This window comes from Fimbriimonadaceae bacterium, assembly GCA_019638795.1.
Classification (GTDB): Bacteria; Armatimonadota; Fimbriimonadia; order Fimbriimonadales; family Fimbriimonadaceae; genus JAHBTB01.
This window is the reverse complement of sequence record JAHBTB010000002.1, coordinates 48,605-66,099: the sequence shown is the minus strand read 5'-3', so window position 1 is coordinate 66,099 and position 17,495 is coordinate 48,605. Positions and strand designations below refer to the sequence as shown.

Annotated in this window: 16 protein-coding genes and 1 tRNA gene; 11 read left to right on the top strand and 6 right to left on the bottom strand. The window is 65.7% G+C overall.

Going from position 1 to position 17,495, the window contains the following annotated elements; all coding sequences use genetic code 11:
- Positions 1-1,068: a thioredoxin family protein gene (locus tag KF857_03705; protein MBX3111090.1), complete on the bottom strand. Its 1,068-nt coding sequence runs from the start codon at positions 1,066-1,068 to the stop codon at positions 1-3.
- 69 nt (positions 1,069-1,137) lie between these two features.
- On the opposite strand from KF857_03705, the gene KF857_03700 reads away from it, so the two are divergent.
- On the top strand, positions 1,138-1,647 hold the full coding sequence (locus tag KF857_03700; GenBank protein ID MBX3111089.1) for a purine-binding chemotaxis protein CheW: 510 nt from the start codon (positions 1,138-1,140) through the stop codon (positions 1,645-1,647).
- A 12-nt stretch (positions 1,648-1,659) separates the two neighbouring features.
- Here KF857_03700 and KF857_03695 read toward each other — a convergent pair whose 3' ends face one another.
- From KF857_03695 to KF857_03680, 4 genes are read right to left on the bottom strand one after another with little or no spacing between them, the layout of a single operon-like run.
- Complete coding sequence (locus KF857_03695; GenBank protein ID MBX3111088.1) at positions 1,660-2,385, bottom strand: metallophosphoesterase; 726 nt, start codon at positions 2,383-2,385, stop codon at positions 1,660-1,662.
- A gap of 7 nt (positions 2,386-2,392) precedes the next feature.
- On the bottom strand, positions 2,393-2,635 hold the full coding sequence (locus KF857_03690) for a preprotein translocase subunit SecG (GenBank protein MBX3111087.1): 243 nt from the start codon (positions 2,633-2,635) through the stop codon (positions 2,393-2,395).
- Positions 2,636-2,664: 29 nt separating this feature from the next.
- Complete coding sequence (locus KF857_03685; GenBank protein MBX3111086.1) at positions 2,665-3,804, bottom strand: DUF1385 domain-containing protein; 1,140 nt, start codon at positions 3,802-3,804, stop codon at positions 2,665-2,667.
- Positions 3,801-4,244, bottom strand: coding sequence for an SRPBCC family protein (locus KF857_03680; GenBank protein MBX3111085.1), 444 nt, complete (start codon positions 4,242-4,244; stop codon positions 3,801-3,803). Before KF857_03680 ends, KF857_03685 begins: the two co-directional genes overlap by 4 nt.
- A gap of 55 nt (positions 4,245-4,299) precedes the next feature.
- Between KF857_03680 and KF857_03675 the strand changes: the two genes are divergently transcribed.
- The 5 genes from KF857_03675 to metF all read left to right on the top strand — a co-directional run bounded on the left by KF857_03675 (position 4,300) and on the right by metF (position 8,597).
- Positions 4,300-5,313 carry an alcohol dehydrogenase catalytic domain-containing protein gene (locus KF857_03675; GenBank protein MBX3111084.1) on the top strand — a complete coding sequence of 338 codons (1,014 nt, stop codon included), beginning with the start codon at positions 4,300-4,302 and terminating at the stop codon, positions 5,311-5,313.
- Positions 5,310-6,269: an alcohol dehydrogenase catalytic domain-containing protein gene (locus KF857_03670; GenBank protein MBX3111083.1), complete on the top strand. Its 960-nt coding sequence runs from the start codon at positions 5,310-5,312 to the stop codon at positions 6,267-6,269. The genes KF857_03675 and KF857_03670 overlap by 4 nt, the downstream gene beginning before the upstream one ends.
- 82 nt (positions 6,270-6,351) lie before the next feature.
- The gene (locus tag KF857_03665; GenBank protein MBX3111082.1) at positions 6,352-7,554 is read left to right on the top strand and encodes a M48 family metalloprotease; all 1,203 of its coding nucleotides are present in this window, start codon (positions 6,352-6,354) and stop codon (positions 7,552-7,554) included.
- 39 nt (positions 7,555-7,593) lie between these two features.
- A tRNA-Leu gene (locus KF857_03660) sits at positions 7,594-7,679 on the top strand.
- A gap of 63 nt (positions 7,680-7,742) precedes the next feature.
- Positions 7,743-8,597 (top strand): methylenetetrahydrofolate reductase [NAD(P)H], encoded by an 855-nt coding sequence (metF, locus tag KF857_03655; protein ID MBX3111081.1) that lies wholly within the window; start codon positions 7,743-7,745, stop codon positions 8,595-8,597.
- 12 nt (positions 8,598-8,609) lie between these two features.
- Here metF and alaS read toward each other — a convergent pair whose 3' ends face one another.
- A complete protein-coding gene (gene alaS / locus KF857_03650; protein ID MBX3111080.1) occupies positions 8,610-11,414 on the bottom strand; it encodes an alanine--tRNA ligase in 2,805 nt (934 codons plus the stop codon).
- An 81-nt stretch (positions 11,415-11,495) separates the two neighbouring features.
- Here alaS and KF857_03645 point away from each other — a divergent pair, with 81 nt between their 5' ends.
- From KF857_03645 to KF857_03625, 5 genes are read left to right on the top strand one after another with little or no spacing between them, the layout of a single operon-like run.
- Positions 11,496-11,828, top strand: a complete 333-nt coding sequence (locus KF857_03645) for a hypothetical protein (protein ID MBX3111079.1) — start codon at positions 11,496-11,498, stop codon at positions 11,826-11,828.
- A 59-nt stretch (positions 11,829-11,887) separates the two neighbouring features.
- Positions 11,888-14,164, top strand: a complete 2,277-nt coding sequence (locus KF857_03640) for an MFS transporter (protein ID MBX3111078.1) — start codon at positions 11,888-11,890, stop codon at positions 14,162-14,164.
- A gap of 15 nt (positions 14,165-14,179) precedes the next feature.
- The gene (locus KF857_03635) at positions 14,180-16,270 is read left to right on the top strand and encodes an adenylate/guanylate cyclase domain-containing protein (protein MBX3111077.1); all 2,091 of its coding nucleotides are present in this window, start codon (positions 14,180-14,182) and stop codon (positions 16,268-16,270) included.
- Positions 16,267-16,854, top strand: a complete 588-nt coding sequence (gene purN, locus KF857_03630; protein MBX3111076.1) for a phosphoribosylglycinamide formyltransferase — start codon at positions 16,267-16,269, stop codon at positions 16,852-16,854. The genes KF857_03635 and purN overlap by 4 nt, the downstream gene beginning before the upstream one ends.
- Complete coding sequence (locus tag KF857_03625; protein MBX3111075.1) at positions 16,847-17,488, top strand: 1-acyl-sn-glycerol-3-phosphate acyltransferase; 642 nt, start codon at positions 16,847-16,849, stop codon at positions 17,486-17,488. The genes purN and KF857_03625 overlap by 8 nt, the downstream gene beginning before the upstream one ends.
- Positions 17,489-17,495 lie beyond the last annotated feature (7 nt).

Below are 17,495 nucleotides of genomic sequence, written 5' to 3'. Positions count from 1 at the left end.
TCAATCCTTCGACTCAACGGCGGCGGCGACGGTGCTGAGGAACGCAGCTTCCTGGTCGGGGCCATACCCACCGAAGCCCCGGTTCACGACGCCGTTCTTCACGACCAAGACATAGGGCGTGTAGTTGATTCCCCAAGCTTTCTCGGCCTTGCCGTCCTTGTCCCAGTACTGCGGGGCACCTTCAATCAGGGGGCTGGCGGGTTTCTCCTGGCCCAGAGAAACCTCGACGAACCGCGCTTCCTTGCCGTAGGCGCTGACCGCCTTGGCGAGTGCCGACCGCATGGCCTTGCTCACGTCGCAGTCAGGGGCGGTGAAGACGACGACGGTCGGTTTCCCCGCAAAGTCCAGCTTGGTGGCGGCCTTACCCGCGGCGTCATAGACCGTTGTGGCCGGCGCAGGCTCGGGTGCCGTGACGGTCTGTCGGGCCGGGCCGACGTTGTACGGCACATAACCGTCGATCAGGCGCGCCGAGATGCTGTTCTCGATCGTCGCGACACGCTCGTGGGAGGTGAAGTCCGTGGTGTACTCCGTAGTGCCCATCATGCCGACCGTCTTGACATAGAACCGGGCGACCCGCCCGACGTCGTCGACAAACAGGTGGACCGTGACTTCCGCCTGACCCTTCTCGACGGCATCGATCTCATCAACTTTCTTGCCGTTGATCTCAACAGACTTGGGTGCTGACCACTTGAACCGACGAAGTCCTTGGGGGTGGAGGAGGAAGCTTGGGTAGGCGATCTCCAGGAGCTTGTTTTCGGGCGGGGGCGGGGCCAACTCGGTGAACGCGGGCCACTCCATATATTCCTTCTTGTGGTGGATATAGGACAGGGTCGCTTCAGGCGTCTGGATGAACTCAAAGCTATATCCGCCCGACTTCGCCTTCAGCCGCTGTGTCAGGGGCCGGGCCAGTTCCCACGAGCCTTCGGCGAACTTCACACCCTTCCCGTCGGCGACGGTGAACGTCGTCAGGTAGTGGGTCGCCCCGTCCATGTAGCGGGCCAAGCGGGCGACGGGATCGTCGGCCTGGAGGGTGGCGAGTGCCGTGGCGACGAGGATTGCGGAGAACATCGTTCGTGGGACCCTCGGTCCATTATGCGCCGATTCCGGCACGGTTGCCAGGCTAGGCGGGCGCCAACCGTGGAATTGGCCTCCTACGGCTTTTTGGGGGCGAACAAGATGGACGAGAACAAATTTGTCGTTTTTCGATTGGAAGGTGACCAGTTCGGATTGCCGATCGAGGCGGTGGAGCGCATCCTGGCGGACCAGAAGCCGACGCGCATCCCCCGGACTCCGGCCATGCTTCTGGGCGTGTTCGACCTCCGTGGGGAGACGGTCGCGGCCGTCGACCTGCGCCTGAGGTTTGAGTTTCCCGAGCGCCTGGGCGTCGCCAACTTCATTGTCGTCAACACCGAGAAGGGCCGCGTCGCCCTGCGCGTGGATAAGGTCGAGGGCATCATGACCCTGGAAGACGCGGCGATCGAGGAGAGCCCGCAAATGATGAGTTCGAAGGACGACGACTTCATGTCAGGCGTCGCCAAGAGCGGTGAAGACCTCATCGTCATCTTGGAACCAGACAATGTCATCCCGAAAACATTACGCAAATCCATCGAAAAGGCCGACAGCCGGTCTCTGGCCCTCGCCGCATGAGCGGCGGCCGGTTCAGCGGGCCAGCCAGGGATGGAGTCCACCGGTGAGCGTGCCTCCGGCAAAGTCCCACGTGTAGACGCCGGCATAGCGGGCGTGGGAACCGCCCTGGCAGACCCACGTCCGTCCGAGCCGCTCCGGTTGCGCCAGCACGGTGTGGCTGTGTCCGCCGAAGACGATGTCGAAAGCGCCGGTCTCGGCCAGTCTCACGTCTGTCCGGTGCCCGACGTGGCTGACCAAGACGAGGAGGTCGATGTCGCCACGGATCCGGTCGGCTTCGGCGAGGGCGGCCTCGACCGGGTCGGTCCAGAGGTACTGGCTGGCCGCGGCCGTCGCCATCCGGGCCGTCACCATCGCCACCATCGTGCCGACGAACCCGATCCTTTGGCCCCGGACACCGACAATATGGGATGCGGGAAAGACCGGGGTCCCGTCGCGGCCCGTCATGTTGGCGACGACCACCGGATGGGCCATGCCCGCCGTCTTGGCGGCGAACGCGGCTCTCAGGACATGGCTCTCCCGGTTGCCCAGGGTCGAGACGGTGCACCGGGCCTGGCGCAGGCACGCCCAATAGGCCTCAGGCCCAAGCGGCACGCCGAGGTTGCCCGCCTTGACACCGTCGCCGGAGTCGACGTACAAATCGACCCTCTCGCGGAGATCCAGGAGGAACGGCAGAGACGAGCCGTCAAGCCGCCCGTGCAGGTCGTTGGTGTGCAGGAAGGTGACTTGGCCGTCGGCCACGGTCGCCTCAGCGGTTGAGGTGGTGGCCGATGAAGTCCAAGACCAGCATGAGGAGCATGAAGCCGCCGCCCAGGTAGATCGTGACCTTGGAGATCTGGTCGTCGAAGCTCGCCTTGCCCCGGAAGGTGGTGCGGACAGCCGTACCGCCGCTCGACATCGCGTCGCCCTTGCCGGTCACAAAGACCAACATGATGAAGACCACGGCGCAAACCAGCGCCAGGCCGAGCAGGATGTTGTAGGCGACTTGCATGGGGTTACCACCGCGTGACTAGTGACGGCTCACCAAGATACCCGCCACGGCGCAGGGACCCGAAGGACGAGCTCGACCAAATAGATCGCGAAGCTGGCCGCCCATCCCCCCAGGACGACGTATGGGATACCGCTGTTGAGGATCCGCTGGAGCGGGTTGGCGACGTGTTGCGGGGCCTTTTCGTAGTTAGCGAGCAGGTCTTCGCCCGCACGGATGCCGGTCTGGACCTGGGCGGCGGTCGGAGGTCGCGTTGTGAACCAGTGCTGCAGGAACGACCCGACCGGCTTCCACAGAAAGAACGCGGCCAACAGGCCGAGGAGGATGCTCGCGCCGTTCCTCGGGGTGCCGGAGGGCGAAAAGGCGACCATGACGAAGAGCATGAGCCCCGCCATGTAGTTCGTGCCGCACCGAGGGTGGACCCGAGGCATGCGCGCGACGACTTCGGGCACAAGGTCTTCGCCGCGCTCGATGGCATGGACGGTCATGTGCTCGGCGGCATGGGTACCGGACAAAGGTATGGCCCGTAGGGCGACGACGAAGAGGAGAAAGGTCAAGAACGACAAGGCGTCGAGGGCGACGGGGCTGAACCGTTGTTGGGGTGGGAGTTGAAGTTGGAGCCACGTCGTCGCGGTGTCGGCCGCCACAAGGATGGTCGCCATGAGGGCTCCGGTCAACACGAGACCCCACCACGGGGCCCCGCCCGAGACGTTGCCGCTCGTGAGGTACACGCCGACCGGAGTGGCCATGCCGCCGACCATCTTGGGGCGGTTGCGTCGGCGGGGTGGGTTGAAGAGCCGGGCCGGAGAGACGACGCCGACGACCAGGCCTCCGTCGTCGACCACCACCGCCCACGCCTGCCCGAGGGTCTCCATTTGCCGTAGCACATGGGCCCCGGTCTCGTAGGGGCGCACCGTCAAGACGTCAGTCCGGGCGATGGTGCGCACGGGGGTGGACGGGTCGGTCCCGTCGGCGAGGGCCCGGGCGAGGTCAGGTTGGCTGACCGCGCCGACAAAGCGGCCGTCGCTCGTGACGGGGCAGACGTCCAAGCCGTGGTCCACCATGTGCCGGGCGGCGGCGCGGACCGACGTCACCGACTCCACCGGTTCGGCGACACGGGCCAGCGCACCGGCTGGCAAGGCCAGCATGTCAGGGACGGGCGTCGGGCTCATGCCTGTTCGGCGCGGCGCCTGATGGCATCGAGCAGTCCCTCGATGTTCTTGGTCGCCAAACTGTGCACGACCTTTTTGACGAGCGGGCCGAGACCGGGGACGACGTATTCATAGTCCAATTGGCTCTCAAAGGTGGTCCCGCCCTCGTGCTCGCGGAACACCCAGGTCCCTTCGAGCTGGTCGTAGTCGCCCTTGAGTTGTTTGAACTGGCACATGTGGTGGGCATCGTCCCAAATGTCCTCCTGCGTCCACCGCACTTTGATGCCGAAAGCGGAGATGGTGCCGACCCAGTCGCTGACGACACGGGGGCCAGATTCTTCGACGACGGTCAAGGAGACGACGTCGTCCATGAACTCAGGGAACGAACGGTTGTCCTTCGCAATGGCGTAGACTCTCTCAAGAGGCGCGTCGATCCACACGGACGATGTGATGGTGGGCATGGCAGAACCGGCAGGGGCCGAGTCTACCAGTCCGCCCCCTCGGGCAATCCTGACCGTGACCGCACCTAACACCCGACAAACGATGAAGGCCCTCGTGCTCATGGAGCCGGGATGCCTGAGACTGGGAGAGGTGGCGGTGCCCGAACCAGGGCCTGGCGAAGTGCTGGTCCGCGTGAGGGCCGCCACGACCTGCGGCACAGACCTGAAGGCGTTCCTCCGGGGCCATCCCCAGATTCCGATGCCCGGGGTCTTGGGCCACGAGTACAGTGGCGACGTCGCGGCGGTCGGGTCGGGCGCACCGTTCCAAGTCGGGCAGGCTGTCATGGGGGTTCACTCCGCCCCGTGCCAAGAGTGCCGCTGGTGCCGGGCAGGCCAGGAGAACCTTTGTTCGACGATCATGTCCACCAAGGTCTTGGGGAGCTACGCCGAGTACCTGTTGGTGCCCGAACGGGTGGCCAGGGTCAACCTATTCGAGAAGCCTGAGTCCTTGGACTACGCGACCGCGTCACTGCTCGAACCCCTGGCCTGCGTGGCCCAAGCCCTGATCAAGGCGCCCCCAAAGCCGACCGACCAAGTCGTCGTCGTCGGGCCCGGGGCGATCGGGCTGCTGTTTGTCACCGCCTTGAGACGCCTGGGGGTTGAAGATGTGACGCTGGTCGGCCGCAACCGGGCACGGCTGGCGGTGGGCCGTCAGATGGGGGCGAGGACGGCCGACCTAGAAAATTTCCAGGCCGAGGCTGACCTTGTCGTCGAGTGCACGGGCAAGGTCGTCGTGTGGGAGCGCAGTGTCGATTGGGTGCGGCGCGGCGGCACCGTCGTGCTCTTTGGCGGGCCACCAGCGGGTTCTAAGGCGACCTGGGACACCAAGCGCCTCCACTACGACGAGATCACCTTGGTCAGCCCGTTCCACTTCGGCACCGCGGCAGTGCGCCAGGCCCGCGAGTGGCTGTTGGACCCCGATTTCGACGTGAGCCCCCTGCTCAGTGGGACCCGCTCGCTCCAACAGGGGCCAGAGGTCTTCAAGGACCTTGAGGCGGGCCTCGGCGTCAAGTATGTTTTCCTGCCATGAGGGTGGGGAGGTATCTGGGCGCGGGGCGAGTTGAGATCGGCGAGGCCCCCCTTCCCCAGTGCCCCCGCGGCGGCTTGCTTGTCCGGACGGAGGCCTGCGGCCTTTGCAGCGGCGAGCTCATGGACTGGTACATGGACCGGAAGGCTCCCCACGTCCTGGGGCACGAAGTGTCCGGGGTCGTCGTCGAGTCGCAAGACAGCCGGTTCCCGGTGGGTTGCCGGGTGGCCCCGCACCATCACGCCGCGTGCATGCGTTGCGACCGCTGCGCGCGGAGGGCCTATGTCCACTGCGAGCAGTGGAAGGCGACCCGGCTGGACCCGGGCGGCATGGCCGAGTACTTCGCGGTCAGTGCGGCCAACCTTGGGGACTGCCACCGGGCCGACGACCTCGCCCCGGAGACCGCCGCCCTCGTGGAGCCGGTCGGGTGCGTTGTCAAGTCGCTCTGGCGGGCGCACTACCAGCCGGGCGAGCCGGCCGCGGTCGTCGGGCTCGGCTTTATGGGGCTGGTGCACCTTTCCCTGATGCCCGCGGCGGTGGGCTACGACACAAACCCGGAGCGGGTGGCCCATGCCAAGCGGCTCGGCTTCGACGCCCGGCACCCCGACTTCAAGGAGACCGCCGACGTCGTCGTCGTGTGCCCCGGGAACCAGCCGGCGTTGTCGTTCGCTTTGGAGATCGCCGAGCCGGACGGGCGCGTCGCCCTCTTTGCGCCGATGCCGCCGGAGTCGCCGGTCAGCCTTGACCTTGAACGGCTTTACTTCCGCGACTTCCGCTTGTCGTGCAGCTATTCCTGCGGGCCGGACGACACCGCCCAGGCCATGGACCTGCTCCGGTCGGGGCTGGTGACCGCCGACCGCGTGGTCACGGCCCGGGTCAAACTGGACGGCCTGCCCGACACCTATGCCCGGATGAAGGCCGGTTCGGTCATCAAGCCGATGGTCGTGTTTGACGATTGACGGGACAAATTAGGCTAGTATTGGGTCGATTGGTGACCGCACAAGCAACATTTTCCGTGCCGATGCGTCAACCTTGACAGAGATGCGCCACGCCTTCGCCGCCTTGCTTTTGGTGGCGCCACTGTGCGTGGCGTTGGCCCAGAGCCCTGCCGTCCCCGCCCCCCAGGACGACAAGAAGGCGGCCCAGGCTGAAGCGAAGCATAAGAAAGACATCGAAGCCGACATCTCCCAAGGCAAAGAGTATTCCGCCGAGGTCGACAAGGAACTCAAGCCAAGTAAGGACGAGGCGATGAACGCGAGGCTCCAGCGCGTCGGGGGTGTCTTGGCCGAGATCGCCCGCACCCACCAAGTGCAGGTCCTCTTCGGCGACCCGAGGATGAACGTGTTCCCCTACTCGTTCAAGCTCGTCCAGGGCGACGACGTCAACGCCTTCTCGATCCCGGGCGGCTACATCTATGTGTACGAGGGGCTCATGAAGTTCGTCGAGTCTGACGACGAACTTGCCGGTGTCCTGGCCCATGAGATATCCCACGCCGCATTCCGGCATTTGGCCACGATCCGCAAGAAGAGCAACCCGTTGCAACTGGCCCAGCTACCCTTGCTCATCGTCGCGGCGGCGGCAAAGAGTTCGGAAGCGATGAGCGCCTTGATGGCGGTCCAACTCCTTAACCAGTCGTACCAGAGCGGCTGGTCGGTCGAGGCCGAGACCGCGGCAGACTACGGGGCCCTTCAGTATCTCAAGTACAGTCCGTACAACCCCGTCGGCGAACTGACCTTCATGGAACGGCTCGCCCACAAGGACAGTCTGGGCCCCCGGGTCGAGTGGGGCATCTTCCAGACCCACCCCGTGACCGAACAACGCGCCCGGTTTCTCATGACCAAGCTCAAAGAAGCGGGGGTGGAGATCAAGCGGAGCCAGGTTTCCTCGACCTATGCGGCCCGGGCCGTCCAGCGCCCCGACTCCTCGGTGGAAGTGTGGTTCGGCAAGAACGAGATCCATACGTTCAGGGGTGGCCAGGCCGCCTCGCGCGCCCAAGAGGCGGTCGTCCGCATCAACACGTTCATGGACGCCGTCCCGAGCATGGGCGACGCCTACGTCCAAGACACCATTGCGGTCCGTGGCGGAGACCGGGTGCTCTTCCTTGTCGAAGACGACGACGTGAAGGACCAAGGGATCACGGCGGGTGAGGAAGCGAAGCTCAGCCTCTCGCGCTTGCGCAAGGTCATCTATGACCTTGGCAACCGCCTTTTCCTCATCACGCGCGGGGGCGGCGGCAGGCCGTGATCGCGGGACCGTTCTGACGGCAGGTACAATAGGACGACTGCGCGGGTGGTGGAATTGGTAGACACGCTACCTTGAGGTGGTAGTGCCCACAAGGCGTGAAAGTTCGAGTCTTTTCCCGCGCACCAGCTTTAGATTGTTTTGGGGCCAGGCCCCTTTTGCCCTGCCGCGACTAACGTATCATAAGTGGCATGCGCGTCGACGAAATGGTGGCCCAAGGCAAGCCGCTGTTTTCGTTCGAGTTCTTCCCCCCCAAGACCCCCGCGGGTGACCGGGCGCTCTTCCACAACCTTGCCGCGCTCAAGGAGCTTGGGCCCGCTTTTGTCTCGGTGACGTGCGGGGCGGGCGGCAGCACAAAGGGCCAGACGGTCGAGTTGGCCCGGCGGATCCATGACGAGGTGGGATTGGAGGCCGTCGTCCACATGACGTGCCTGGGGGTCCCGCGTGACGACTTGGTCGCCTCGGTCCGCCAGGTCAAGGCGGCGGGACTGCACAACATCTTGGCCCTGCGTGGGGACGGGCCGGCGTCTGATGAGGCCGCCTGTCACGCCGACGAACTTGTCGCCCTCGTCCGAGACGTGTATCCCGAGGCTTGCGTCCTGGGGGCGTGTTACCCGGAAGGACACCTTGAAGCAGCGTCGAAACAGGACGACCTCACCCACCTAAAACGGAAGGTGGACGCCGGGGTCGACGTCCTGGTCTCCCAGTTGTTCTTTGACAACCGGCACTACTTTGAGTTTGTCGGACGGGCCCGGACGATCGGGGTCGGCGTGCCGGTTCTGCCTGGCATCATGCCGATCCAGAACGCCGACCAGGTGCGACGGTTCACGACGATGTGCGGGGCGACCGTCCCCCGCGACCTTCAGGGCCTCCTTGACCAGTACAAGGTTTCAGACGCGGCGACGTTCTACATCGGTGTCGCCCACGCGGTGTCGCAGAGTAAGGAGTTGCTCGCTTCCGGGGCCCCCGGCGTGCATTTCTACACCCTGAACAAGTCTCCGGCGACGCGGTTGGTCGTCGAGGCGCTGCGACGCGAACTCGCCTAGGCGTCATGCCGTTTATTTGAGCATTCCGGCCAAGACACCGGCCACCCCGGCCATCGCGTCGGCGACCTTGGCGGGATCCTTGCCGCCTGCGGTGGCAAACTCCGGCTTGCCGCCGCCCCCACCCCCGACGACCTTGGCGACCTCGCGCAACAGGTTCCCCGCATGGGCTCCCTGGGCCAAAGCGACGGCGCCGACGGACGCGGTGATCCCTACCTTGCCGTCGGCGGTGTTGAAGACGACGACGACGCGCCCGGCGGCGGCAAGTTTGTCGACGACCAATTTGGCGTCTTGGGCCTCGACTTCCGCAAGATGCTCGGTCACGAGGTCGATGCCGGCGACGTCGGTATGGGTCGCGTTTTGCCCTCCCGACTGGACCACCATGCGGCCACGCTTCTTCTTCTCTTCCTTCAAGTCCGCCAGGGCCCTCTCGACGGCTGAGGTCAAGTCCTTTGGGTTAGCCTTGAGCAAATCGGCCGCCGTAACCACGGCCGACTCCTGCTCCCTTGCCCACGCAAGGGCCCGTGCTCCCGCCACGGCGGTGATGCGGCGCACCCCGCTGGCGACACTGGACTCGTGCAGGATCTTCACCACGCCGATCTGGCCGGTGTTGCGCACGTGGACACCGCCGCAAAGTTCGCGGCTGAACGACGGCTCGTCGGGGGCCATGTCGCCGACCTGGACCACGCGGACGCGGTCGCCGTACTTTTCGCCGAAGAGCGCCATGGCCCCCATCGCACGGGCTTCGTCGATGGGGACGTCAGAATAGACACGGACCGGGGCGGCCTGCCACACGACCTCGTTGACGATCCCTTCGACGCGGAGGAGTTCGTCGTCGGTCATCGCCTTCCCGTGGGTGAAGTCAAAGCGGAGGGACTCGGGCGACACCAGCGAGCCCGCTTGGGTCACGTGCGGGCCAAGCACCTCGCGCAAGGCGGCGTGGACGAGATGGGTCGCGGTGTGGTGCCGGACCGTCTCAGCCCGGGTAGGGTCGACCCTGCCCGTGACCCGCTCGCCGACGTACATCTGTTCGAGCAAGGCGAGCGCCTCGTCGTCGGCCAGCCCTTCCCAGGGCGCGCCCTCGGCCTCGACCAAGTGGACATAGATACCGTCCTGCTTGGTCACGTCGAGGACGCGCAGGCTGACGGCCGGCCCCACGATGACGCCGGTGTCGGCGACTTGTCCGCCTGATTCGGCATAGAAGACGGTTTGGTCGAGGGCAAGGACGAACGCGGGGCGGGCGTGACCGTTTTCGTCAAGAACAGGTCGGACGCCGATGATCTGGCCCTCGGCCTCGGTCGAGGCGTAACCCAGGAACATCGTGGTGGCGACGCGCCCGCCGCCATGCTCGATGGTCGCGACCTGGACGTTGTCGTACGGGTTCTCCATCGCGCTGGCGCCCCGAGAGCGCTCCTGTGCCTCGGCCATGGCGTCGCGGTAACCCTCGACGTCCACTGCCACCCCGATTTCCGCGCAGAGTTCCTGGGTGACCTCAAGAGGGAATCCGTACGTGTCGTAAAGCATGAAGGCGGTCGGGCCGTCAAGGGGAGTGGACGGTGCACGGGTGCCGTCGCGCCAAGCCCTCAGCTTGTCGCTCAAGATCGTGGTGCCCTGGGCCAAAGTGCGGCGGAAGAGCGCCTCTTCGTTCTTCAGGGTCTCCTCGATCACCGGCCGTTTCTCGACCAGTTCGGGGTAGTAAGCGCCCATCGTCTCGGTCACCGAGCCGACCAGACGGTACAAGAACGTCTCGCCAAAGCCGATCCGTCGCGCCCCTTGGAGGACGGCCCGGCGGAGGAGCCGGCGGAGGACATAGCCACGGCCGTTGTTGGAGGGAAGGATGCCGTCGCCCACGCAAAAGCACGCCGCGCGCAGGTGGTCCGCGATCACACGCATCGCATGGTCGACCGAGGAGTCCTTCCCGTATGCCAGGGCTCCGGCAAAGGGAAGGGCCTCCATGGCGCGGAAGACGGGCTGGAAGGCGTCGGTGTCGTAGACGGACCGGAACCCGCCGAGGACGCACGCCGTCCGCTCCAGTCCCATGCCGGTGTCGATGCTCTGGAAGGGCAGGTCGGGCATGCCCGTCTTTTCGTATCCCTTCTCAGGCCTGGCCGGATCACGCAATTTTCCTTGCCAGTCGGAGCTAATGAAGACATCGTTCCACACCTCGAGCCATCGGCCTGCCGCCTCGTCGCGCAACCAGTCTTCTCGGGTGTACTCGCCTGGCTCGACCGAGGGGGGCGGCACGTCGTCGGGCACCCAGTAGAACATTTCGCTGTTGGGGCCGCACGGGCCGGGAGGGCCCTTGGTGAAACTGCCGGCCGGCCAATAGTTGGTGTCTTCGTCGAGGCGGAAGACACGGCTCTCCGGGGCGACCCCGGCGGCGCCGAGGTGTTCGGACCAGTACCCGTAGGCCTCGTCGTCTTCCTCGAAGACGGTGAACGACAGGCGGGTGGTGTCGCGGGCCAGCCAGAGGGGGGAGGTGAGGAACTCCCAACTGAAGGCGACCGCCTCCTTCTTGAAGTAGTCGCCGAACGAGAAGTTGCCGAGCATCTCGAAAAGGGTCAGGTGGCTGTCGTCGCCGACCTCCTCGATGTCGCCGGTGCGGAGACATTTTTGGCAGGTCATCAGCCGGGGGTGGGGGGGCTGGGCCACCCCACGGAAGAACGGTTTGAACTGGTTCATCCCCGAGCCGTTGAACAAAAGAGACTCGTCAAGGCGGCCGGTGACGTCATATGGCACCAGGGAGCTTGCCGGGAACCGTTGGTGCCCCTTGGATTCAAAGAAGGCGAGGTACTTGGCGCGCAGTTCCGAAACGTTCATCGGCGCGTCAAGGGTACCAGCGGGAGGTCTTCGCGCTAAAGGGACGGGCACCTGCGGGACGGCGGGTAACTTCAACTTCTGATGGATTGCTATGAGATTTGGGTCGACCTTGCGCCAGGGGTCAAGGACCTCGAGTTCGTCGACGCGCTCCGTGCGTACCTTGGTGCGTTTCAGGCGGACGGAAGACTGGAATCCTTTCGGATACGACGCCGAAAGTTGGGGTTTGGGCCGGAAGGTCTCGGCGAGTTTTGCATAACCATAGAGTTCAAGGACTTGGCGCAACTCGACACGGCGTTCAACCAGGCGGCCACCCGGTCAGGCGTGGTGGAGCAACTGCACGCGCAGGTGTATTCACGCGTGCGCAACTTTAAGTCCGCCCTTTACCGCGACTTTCCCGACCCTGTCCGCGCCTAGCCGGTATGTCCGCCCCCTCGTCCCGGTTTCAGACCCTCCAGACCTTAAACGTCACGAACTTGGACGTGGCGTTCGTGAACATGTTCGTCGCGCTAACGACGGGCACGTTCTTGGTCGGGTTTGTCAAGTACCTGGGGGGCAACGACTATTGGGTCCAGCTTGTCGTGGCCGTCCCGACTTTGGTCGGCCTGCTCCAGATCCCCGGTGCGGTCGTGGGCCGGTCGTTCAAGGAGTACCGAGGGTTCATCGGGGCGGGCGGCCTCCTGTGGCGCCTGCTCTACATCCCGGTGGCCGTGCTCCCTCTCTTGGCCCTGTCAAACGACCTGCGCCTGGACATCTTGCTCTTGTGCGTGTCGGTGGCGGCGGCGGCGATCAATTTTGTCTCGCCGATCTACAACGACTGGCTGGGCGAGATCGTCCCCGCCGAGAGCCGGGGTTGGTTTTTCAGTCGGCGGACGCTGATCATGACGGTGACCGGGGCCGTGGCCGGCTTGGTGTTCGGCGTCGCCCTCGACGCGTTCAAGGCTGCCCGACTTGAACCCCAAGGCTACGCCTTCATCTTCGCGATGGGCGTCGTCTTTGCTCTCTTTAGCTTCGCCTACTTCTGGAAGATGGGGCGGCACGAGCGCGAGCACCCGGTCGAGCCGCAATGGTCCGCCACCTGGCGTATGGTCCGCGAGCCCATGCGCGACCGGAACTTCCGCAAGGTGCTGCTCTTCACCGCTATCTTCTTGGCGAGCCAGGGCTTGGCGGGCAACTTGCCCAGCGCGTATGCGATCGAGGTGCTGAAGCTGCCGTTTTGGCTCCTTCAGCTCACCGGGTTGGTCAGCGCCCTGGGCGTCGTGGTGTTCATCCGGGTGTGGGGGTTCCTCGCCGACAAGTACGGCAACAAGCCGATGCTGGCGATCATCATGGTCGGCGCGGTGCTGACGCCCGGGCTTTGGATCCTTTGCCGGCCCGACGACCTCCATCACAACGCCGTCGTCCTGTTGGTCGGCATGTTCTTCAACGGGATCGTGTGGAGTGGAGCGTCGCTGACCCACTTCAACCTCTACCTGGCGTCGGCCAAACCGGAAGACCGGGCCAACTATCTGGCGGCGGCGCTGGCGGTCCAGGCTTTGGCGGCAGGCGTCTCGCCCCTCGTCGGCTCGGCCCTGCTGACTTCGTTGCGGGTGACCCATGACGCGGTGACGGCGTACAAGATCGTTTTCTGGACCATCATGGGGGTCCGCGTGGTGGCGATGGTCACCCTGGCGCCCGTCCATGAACCGGGGGCGACCTCGTTGCGCAAGGCGCTCAAGCAGTTCCGAAGGGTGACGCCGCAGGGCGTGGCGGCCTTGCGGACGATCCGGGCGGGCTCGGACACCGGCGAAAGGGTCGCCGCCCTGGACCGCATCGGCACGACCCAGTTCACCTTGGCGCTGGCAGAGGTGGCCCGCGCCCTCGCCGACCCGGTCCCTCGGGTGAGACGACAGGCCGCCGCGACATTGGGTCGTATGGGGAGCGCCGAGGCGGCCCAGGCCCTGCTTGACCACATGGAGAGGCATCCCGAGCTTATTGAGGACGAGACTCTGGAAGCCTTGGGCGAGACAGGCAACGCCATCGCCGTCCCGGCCCTTATCACGTTTCTCCAGCACCCCAGGGCCCTCCTGCGCCGGTCGGCGGCCCGGTCACTCGGTCGCATCGGCGACAAGACCGCCATCGACGCCCTGGGAGTGGCGGCGTCACCAGAGTCTGACCCCGACTTGCGGCGGTCGGCCCTGCAGAGCCTCCGCATCATGGAGGCCCGCGACGCCACTCCCATTTTTGCCGCCGCCCTCCGCGACAACAACCGGTCGGTCCGTTCGGCGGCGGCGGAGGCGGCGAGTGAGATGGTGATCACCGAGCTTGCCGTCCCGCTCCGTGAGGCCTTGGCGAACCACGAGCCGCCCCAGAGCGAGGTGGCCTATGCGTTGGGATGCGTCGGCGACATCGACGACATTCCGATGATCTTGCGCAGCGCGGCCGCGGCTCCTAACCCGACCGTCCGTCGTCGGTGCCTCCTTGCCGTGGCCAGACTCCTGGGAGTGGAGGCGGACACCTACAAAGTCTTCTCCTTGGAAGGGATATCACGGGACACCGAACTCCTGAACCGCTTAAGGTTTCTGACCCGTCGCTCCGAAGAGGTCAACCAGGCCTTCACCAGGTACAGTACGGGGGACGAGGCGGGGGCGCTGGCCGACCTGGCCCGACACGTGCGGACACCGGCGGTCCAATACCTTGCCGAGACGCCGGTCGAGGAAGGGTTCCTGGTCGCGGTGCTCTCGGTGGCCCGCGGTTCGGTGGCCACGGCCTGACCCGCTCGGCGACCCATGGCAAACCTGTCGTTCCGCAAGACGCTCGTCCTCCATATGGCCGCCGTGGTCTCGTTCACCATGGCGGTGGTCGGTGTCTACACGTATGCGCAGATGAGCCGCGACGCCGAGGAGGCGGGCCGCCGCGTCATGCGCCAGACGACCGCGCTGGTCGACAAGCGGATCGGCAACCTCCTCCACCTGGCCGAAAGCCAAGCCAGGATCCTCGCCGACCTGAGTTCCGACACCCGGCCGGGGGCGCTCGACCAGTTCTCCCAGACTTTGGTGAAGGTGTTGCGGTCGAACGACACGCTGGGCACCGCCGCCGTCACCCTGGAGGCCACCGGAGAGACCCTGTCCCTGGACCAATCGCCCGGAGGTGGCCTGCAACTCACCCACTGGCGGATCGGGGGGATCGGCAAGGAACGCCGGGTTTCGGTGCCCTTCGGTTCGGCATCGCTCGACCGGGGGACGGAAGTCGGCTGGCCGACCGACCCCCGCTTGGATCCCGCCTACGTCCGGTGCAAGGCCAAGGGGCGCACCGCCTGGACGGAGACGCGGGTCGGCCCGGCGGCCATGGGTGACCGCCCCGGCGTGACGGTGGCGACCCCGGTCGTCGACGACCAGGGCATTTTCAAGGGTGCCGTCTCGGTGACGTTGACCCTTGACGATCTCAGCCGGTTCCTTGCGGGGGCCCGGGTCAGCGACCGGGGGACGGCGTTCTTGGTCGAGTTCAGGGGCGGGGACGCGCGGGTCATCGCGTATCCGACCGCCTCGCGGCTGCTTGTCGCGGACGACGGACACCAGCGCCTAGCGACCCTCAAGGAGCTTGACGACCCCGTCGTCAGCAAGGTCGTGGCGGCCCTCGCCTCACCGAGTGGACTTAAGGGAGACAGACCCGAGGTTTCGGTGAACGGGGTCCGGTACCTGGTCGGCCTGAAGGTCGTCGAAGGCGAGGAAGTCCCGGCGTGGACCCTGTGCGTGGTCAGCCCGGCAGACGACTTCCTGGCCGGCACGCGTCAGACGGCCGTCTTTTTTATCAGCCTGGCCTGCCTGGCCGTCGCGGTCGGGGCCGGGGCGAGCTTCTTGCTCTCCCGACGGATTTCCCAGCCGATGGTGGCGCTGGTCGAAGAGGCCGACCGAATCCAGAGCCTTGACCTCACCGCCCCACCCATTCCGGCGACGAGCATCCGGGAGGTCGACGAACTCAGCCAGGCGATGGAGCGGATGAAGTCGAGCATGCGGTCGCTGGAAAAGCTGGTGCCGACAGAGTATGCCCGGTGGCTGATCAGCAGCGGCCAGGAAGCCAAGCTGGGCGGTGAGAGGCGGCACATCACCACCTACTTCGCCGACATCATCGGCTTCACCGCCTTGTCACGCGACCTGCCTCCTGAAGAATTAGTTGATGTCTTGACGGAATACTTGGATGTATTAAGTGCCGAAGTCCTGCGCCATGGCGGTACGGTCGACAAGTTTAACGGAGACGACGTCATGGCCTTCTGGGGGGCGCCGACGATCACGACCGACCATGCGGTGGCGGCCTGTCGAGCGGCCTATTCGTCGCTGTCGAGTATCGACTCGCTGCACGTTGAGTGGCGCGACCACGGGCGGCCGCTCCTCCGGGCGTCCTTTGGCATCGCGACGGGCGACGTCGTCGTCGGGAACGTCGGGAGCCGCCAACGGATGAACTACACCGTCATCGGCGACTCGGTCAACATGGCGAGCCGCCTGCAGGGGTTGAACAAGTTCTATCAGACCAACATCCTGATCGGCCGCGGCACCTACGAGGAAGCGGGCGAGGCGGTTGTCGCCCGGCACGTGGACCGGGTCGCGGTTTTCGGCCGCGACGACCCCGAAGACGTCTATGAGCTCATGGCGATGGCCGAGCAGGCCACCGACCTTGACCACAAACTTGCCGCGCTGCACCAGGAGGCGATGGCCGCTTACCTGGGCCGTGACTGGGACGGCGCGCTTGCCGCATGGGAGAAGGTGCTGCACTACCTGCCCCACGACGGCCCCGCCCGTGTCTTGCTCAACCGGACTCTGGCCTACAAAGAGCGACCGCCAGGCAAACTATGGGACGGATCAACCCAGATGATGGCGAAATGACGAGAGACGCGCGAGTGGCGGTCCTGGTGGGGACCAGGGGGCGGGGGAGCAACATGGCCGCCCTTGTCCGGGCTGGACAGAAGGGAGTGATACCCGCGCAGGTCGTGCTTGTCGTCGCCCCCCGCGCCGACACACCGGCCCTCCAGACCGCGGCTGACTTAGGCGTGCCGACGGCGGTGCTCAGGGGTGGTGCCGATGGTTACGCCGAGGCGTTGGTCGCGGCCCTTGCCGCTGCCGAGGTCGACATTGTCTGCCTCGCGGGTTACATGACGCTCTTGCCCGAAGAGGTCTTGGCGAATTATCCCGGCCGGGTCCTCAACGTCCATCCCGCACTCCTTCCGAAGTTCGGGGGAAAGGGAATGTACGGCCACCATGTCCACGAGGCCGTGGTCGCGGCGGGCGAGAGCGAGTCCGGCTGCACCGTCCACTTGGTGACGCCGGTCTATGACGAAGGCGAGGTCGTCGTCCAGTTGCGGTGCCCGGTCGGGCCGGGCGACTCCCCTGAGGATTTGGCGTCGAGGGTGCTCGAACTTGAGCACAAGGCGTATCCGATGGCCGTCGCCGAGGTGTGGCGTCGTGCGTGAAGTCCCTGAGCCCCACAGTCAGTTCCTCCGCGTCGTGGCCTTTCCCGTCTTGAGGGCGGTCGCTTGGCTCCTCTTGGCCGGGTTCGGCGCGCCGATGCGGGCGCGCCACCGGAGCCGCGTCCCCCGCACCGGCCCGTTGCTGGTGCTGTCGAACCATATGTCCAATGTTGACCCCGTCGCCGTCCAGTGGGCGTGCCCCCGGCTGGTCCATTTCATGGCGCGCAAGAGCTTGTTTGAGATGGGCATCGGCAATTTCATGCGTTGGTGGCGGGCGTTTCCGGTCGTCCAGACCTCTGCCGACACCGGCGCCCTGAAGACAGCCTTGGCCTTGCTCGCCGACGGTCGGTGCGTGATGTTGTTCCCGGAGGGGCAGTTGTCTCCAGACGGGCGGCTGATCGACTTGCAGCCGGGAACGGCGCTCCTTGCGCGGAAGAGCGGTGCCCCGGTCGTGTGCGTCGGCCTGAAGGGGACCGACGGTGTGATGCCGTGCCCGACCCAGCAACCGCGCTGGTCTGGCCGACCCATTGTCGCCACATGGGGTGAGCCCCGCGTCTTCGGCAAAGACGCGTCGGTCGAGGAAGTGCTCGATTGGGTCCGGTCAGAACTCAGCCGTCTGAACGGACAAGGATCTTGAACGGGTC

What these genes read in the sequence shown, in the direction of transcription:
- alaS (MBX3111080.1), bottom strand. Translation starts at nt 11,414, where the DNA reads ATGAACGTTTCGGAACTGCGCGCCAAGTACCTCGCCTTCTTTGAATCC.
- KF857_03685 (MBX3111086.1), bottom strand. Translation starts at nt 3,804, where the DNA reads ATGAGCCCGACGCCCGTCCCTGACATGCTGGCCTTGCCAGCCGGTGCG.
- KF857_03635 (MBX3111077.1), top strand. Translation starts at nt 14,180, where the DNA reads ATGGCAAACCTGTCGTTCCGCAAGACGCTCGTCCTCCATATGGCCGCC.
- purN (MBX3111076.1), top strand. Translation starts at nt 16,267, where the DNA reads ATGACGAGAGACGCGCGAGTGGCGGTCCTGGTGGGGACCAGGGGGCGG.
- KF857_03665 (MBX3111082.1), top strand. Translation starts at nt 6,352, where the DNA reads ATGCGCCACGCCTTCGCCGCCTTGCTTTTGGTGGCGCCACTGTGCGTG.
- KF857_03690 (MBX3111087.1), bottom strand. Translation starts at nt 2,635, where the DNA reads ATGCAAGTCGCCTACAACATCCTGCTCGGCCTGGCGCTGGTTTGCGCC.
- KF857_03705 (MBX3111090.1), bottom strand. Translation starts at nt 1,068, where the DNA reads ATGTTCTCCGCAATCCTCGTCGCCACGGCACTCGCCACCCTCCAGGCC.
- metF (MBX3111081.1), top strand. Translation starts at nt 7,743, where the DNA reads ATGCGCGTCGACGAAATGGTGGCCCAAGGCAAGCCGCTGTTTTCGTTC.
- KF857_03645 (MBX3111079.1), top strand. Translation starts at nt 11,496, where the DNA reads ATGGATTGCTATGAGATTTGGGTCGACCTTGCGCCAGGGGTCAAGGAC.
- KF857_03670 (MBX3111083.1), top strand. Translation starts at nt 5,310, where the DNA reads ATGAGGGTGGGGAGGTATCTGGGCGCGGGGCGAGTTGAGATCGGCGAG.
- KF857_03680 (MBX3111085.1), bottom strand. Translation starts at nt 4,244, where the DNA reads ATGCCCACCATCACATCGTCCGTGTGGATCGACGCGCCTCTTGAGAGA.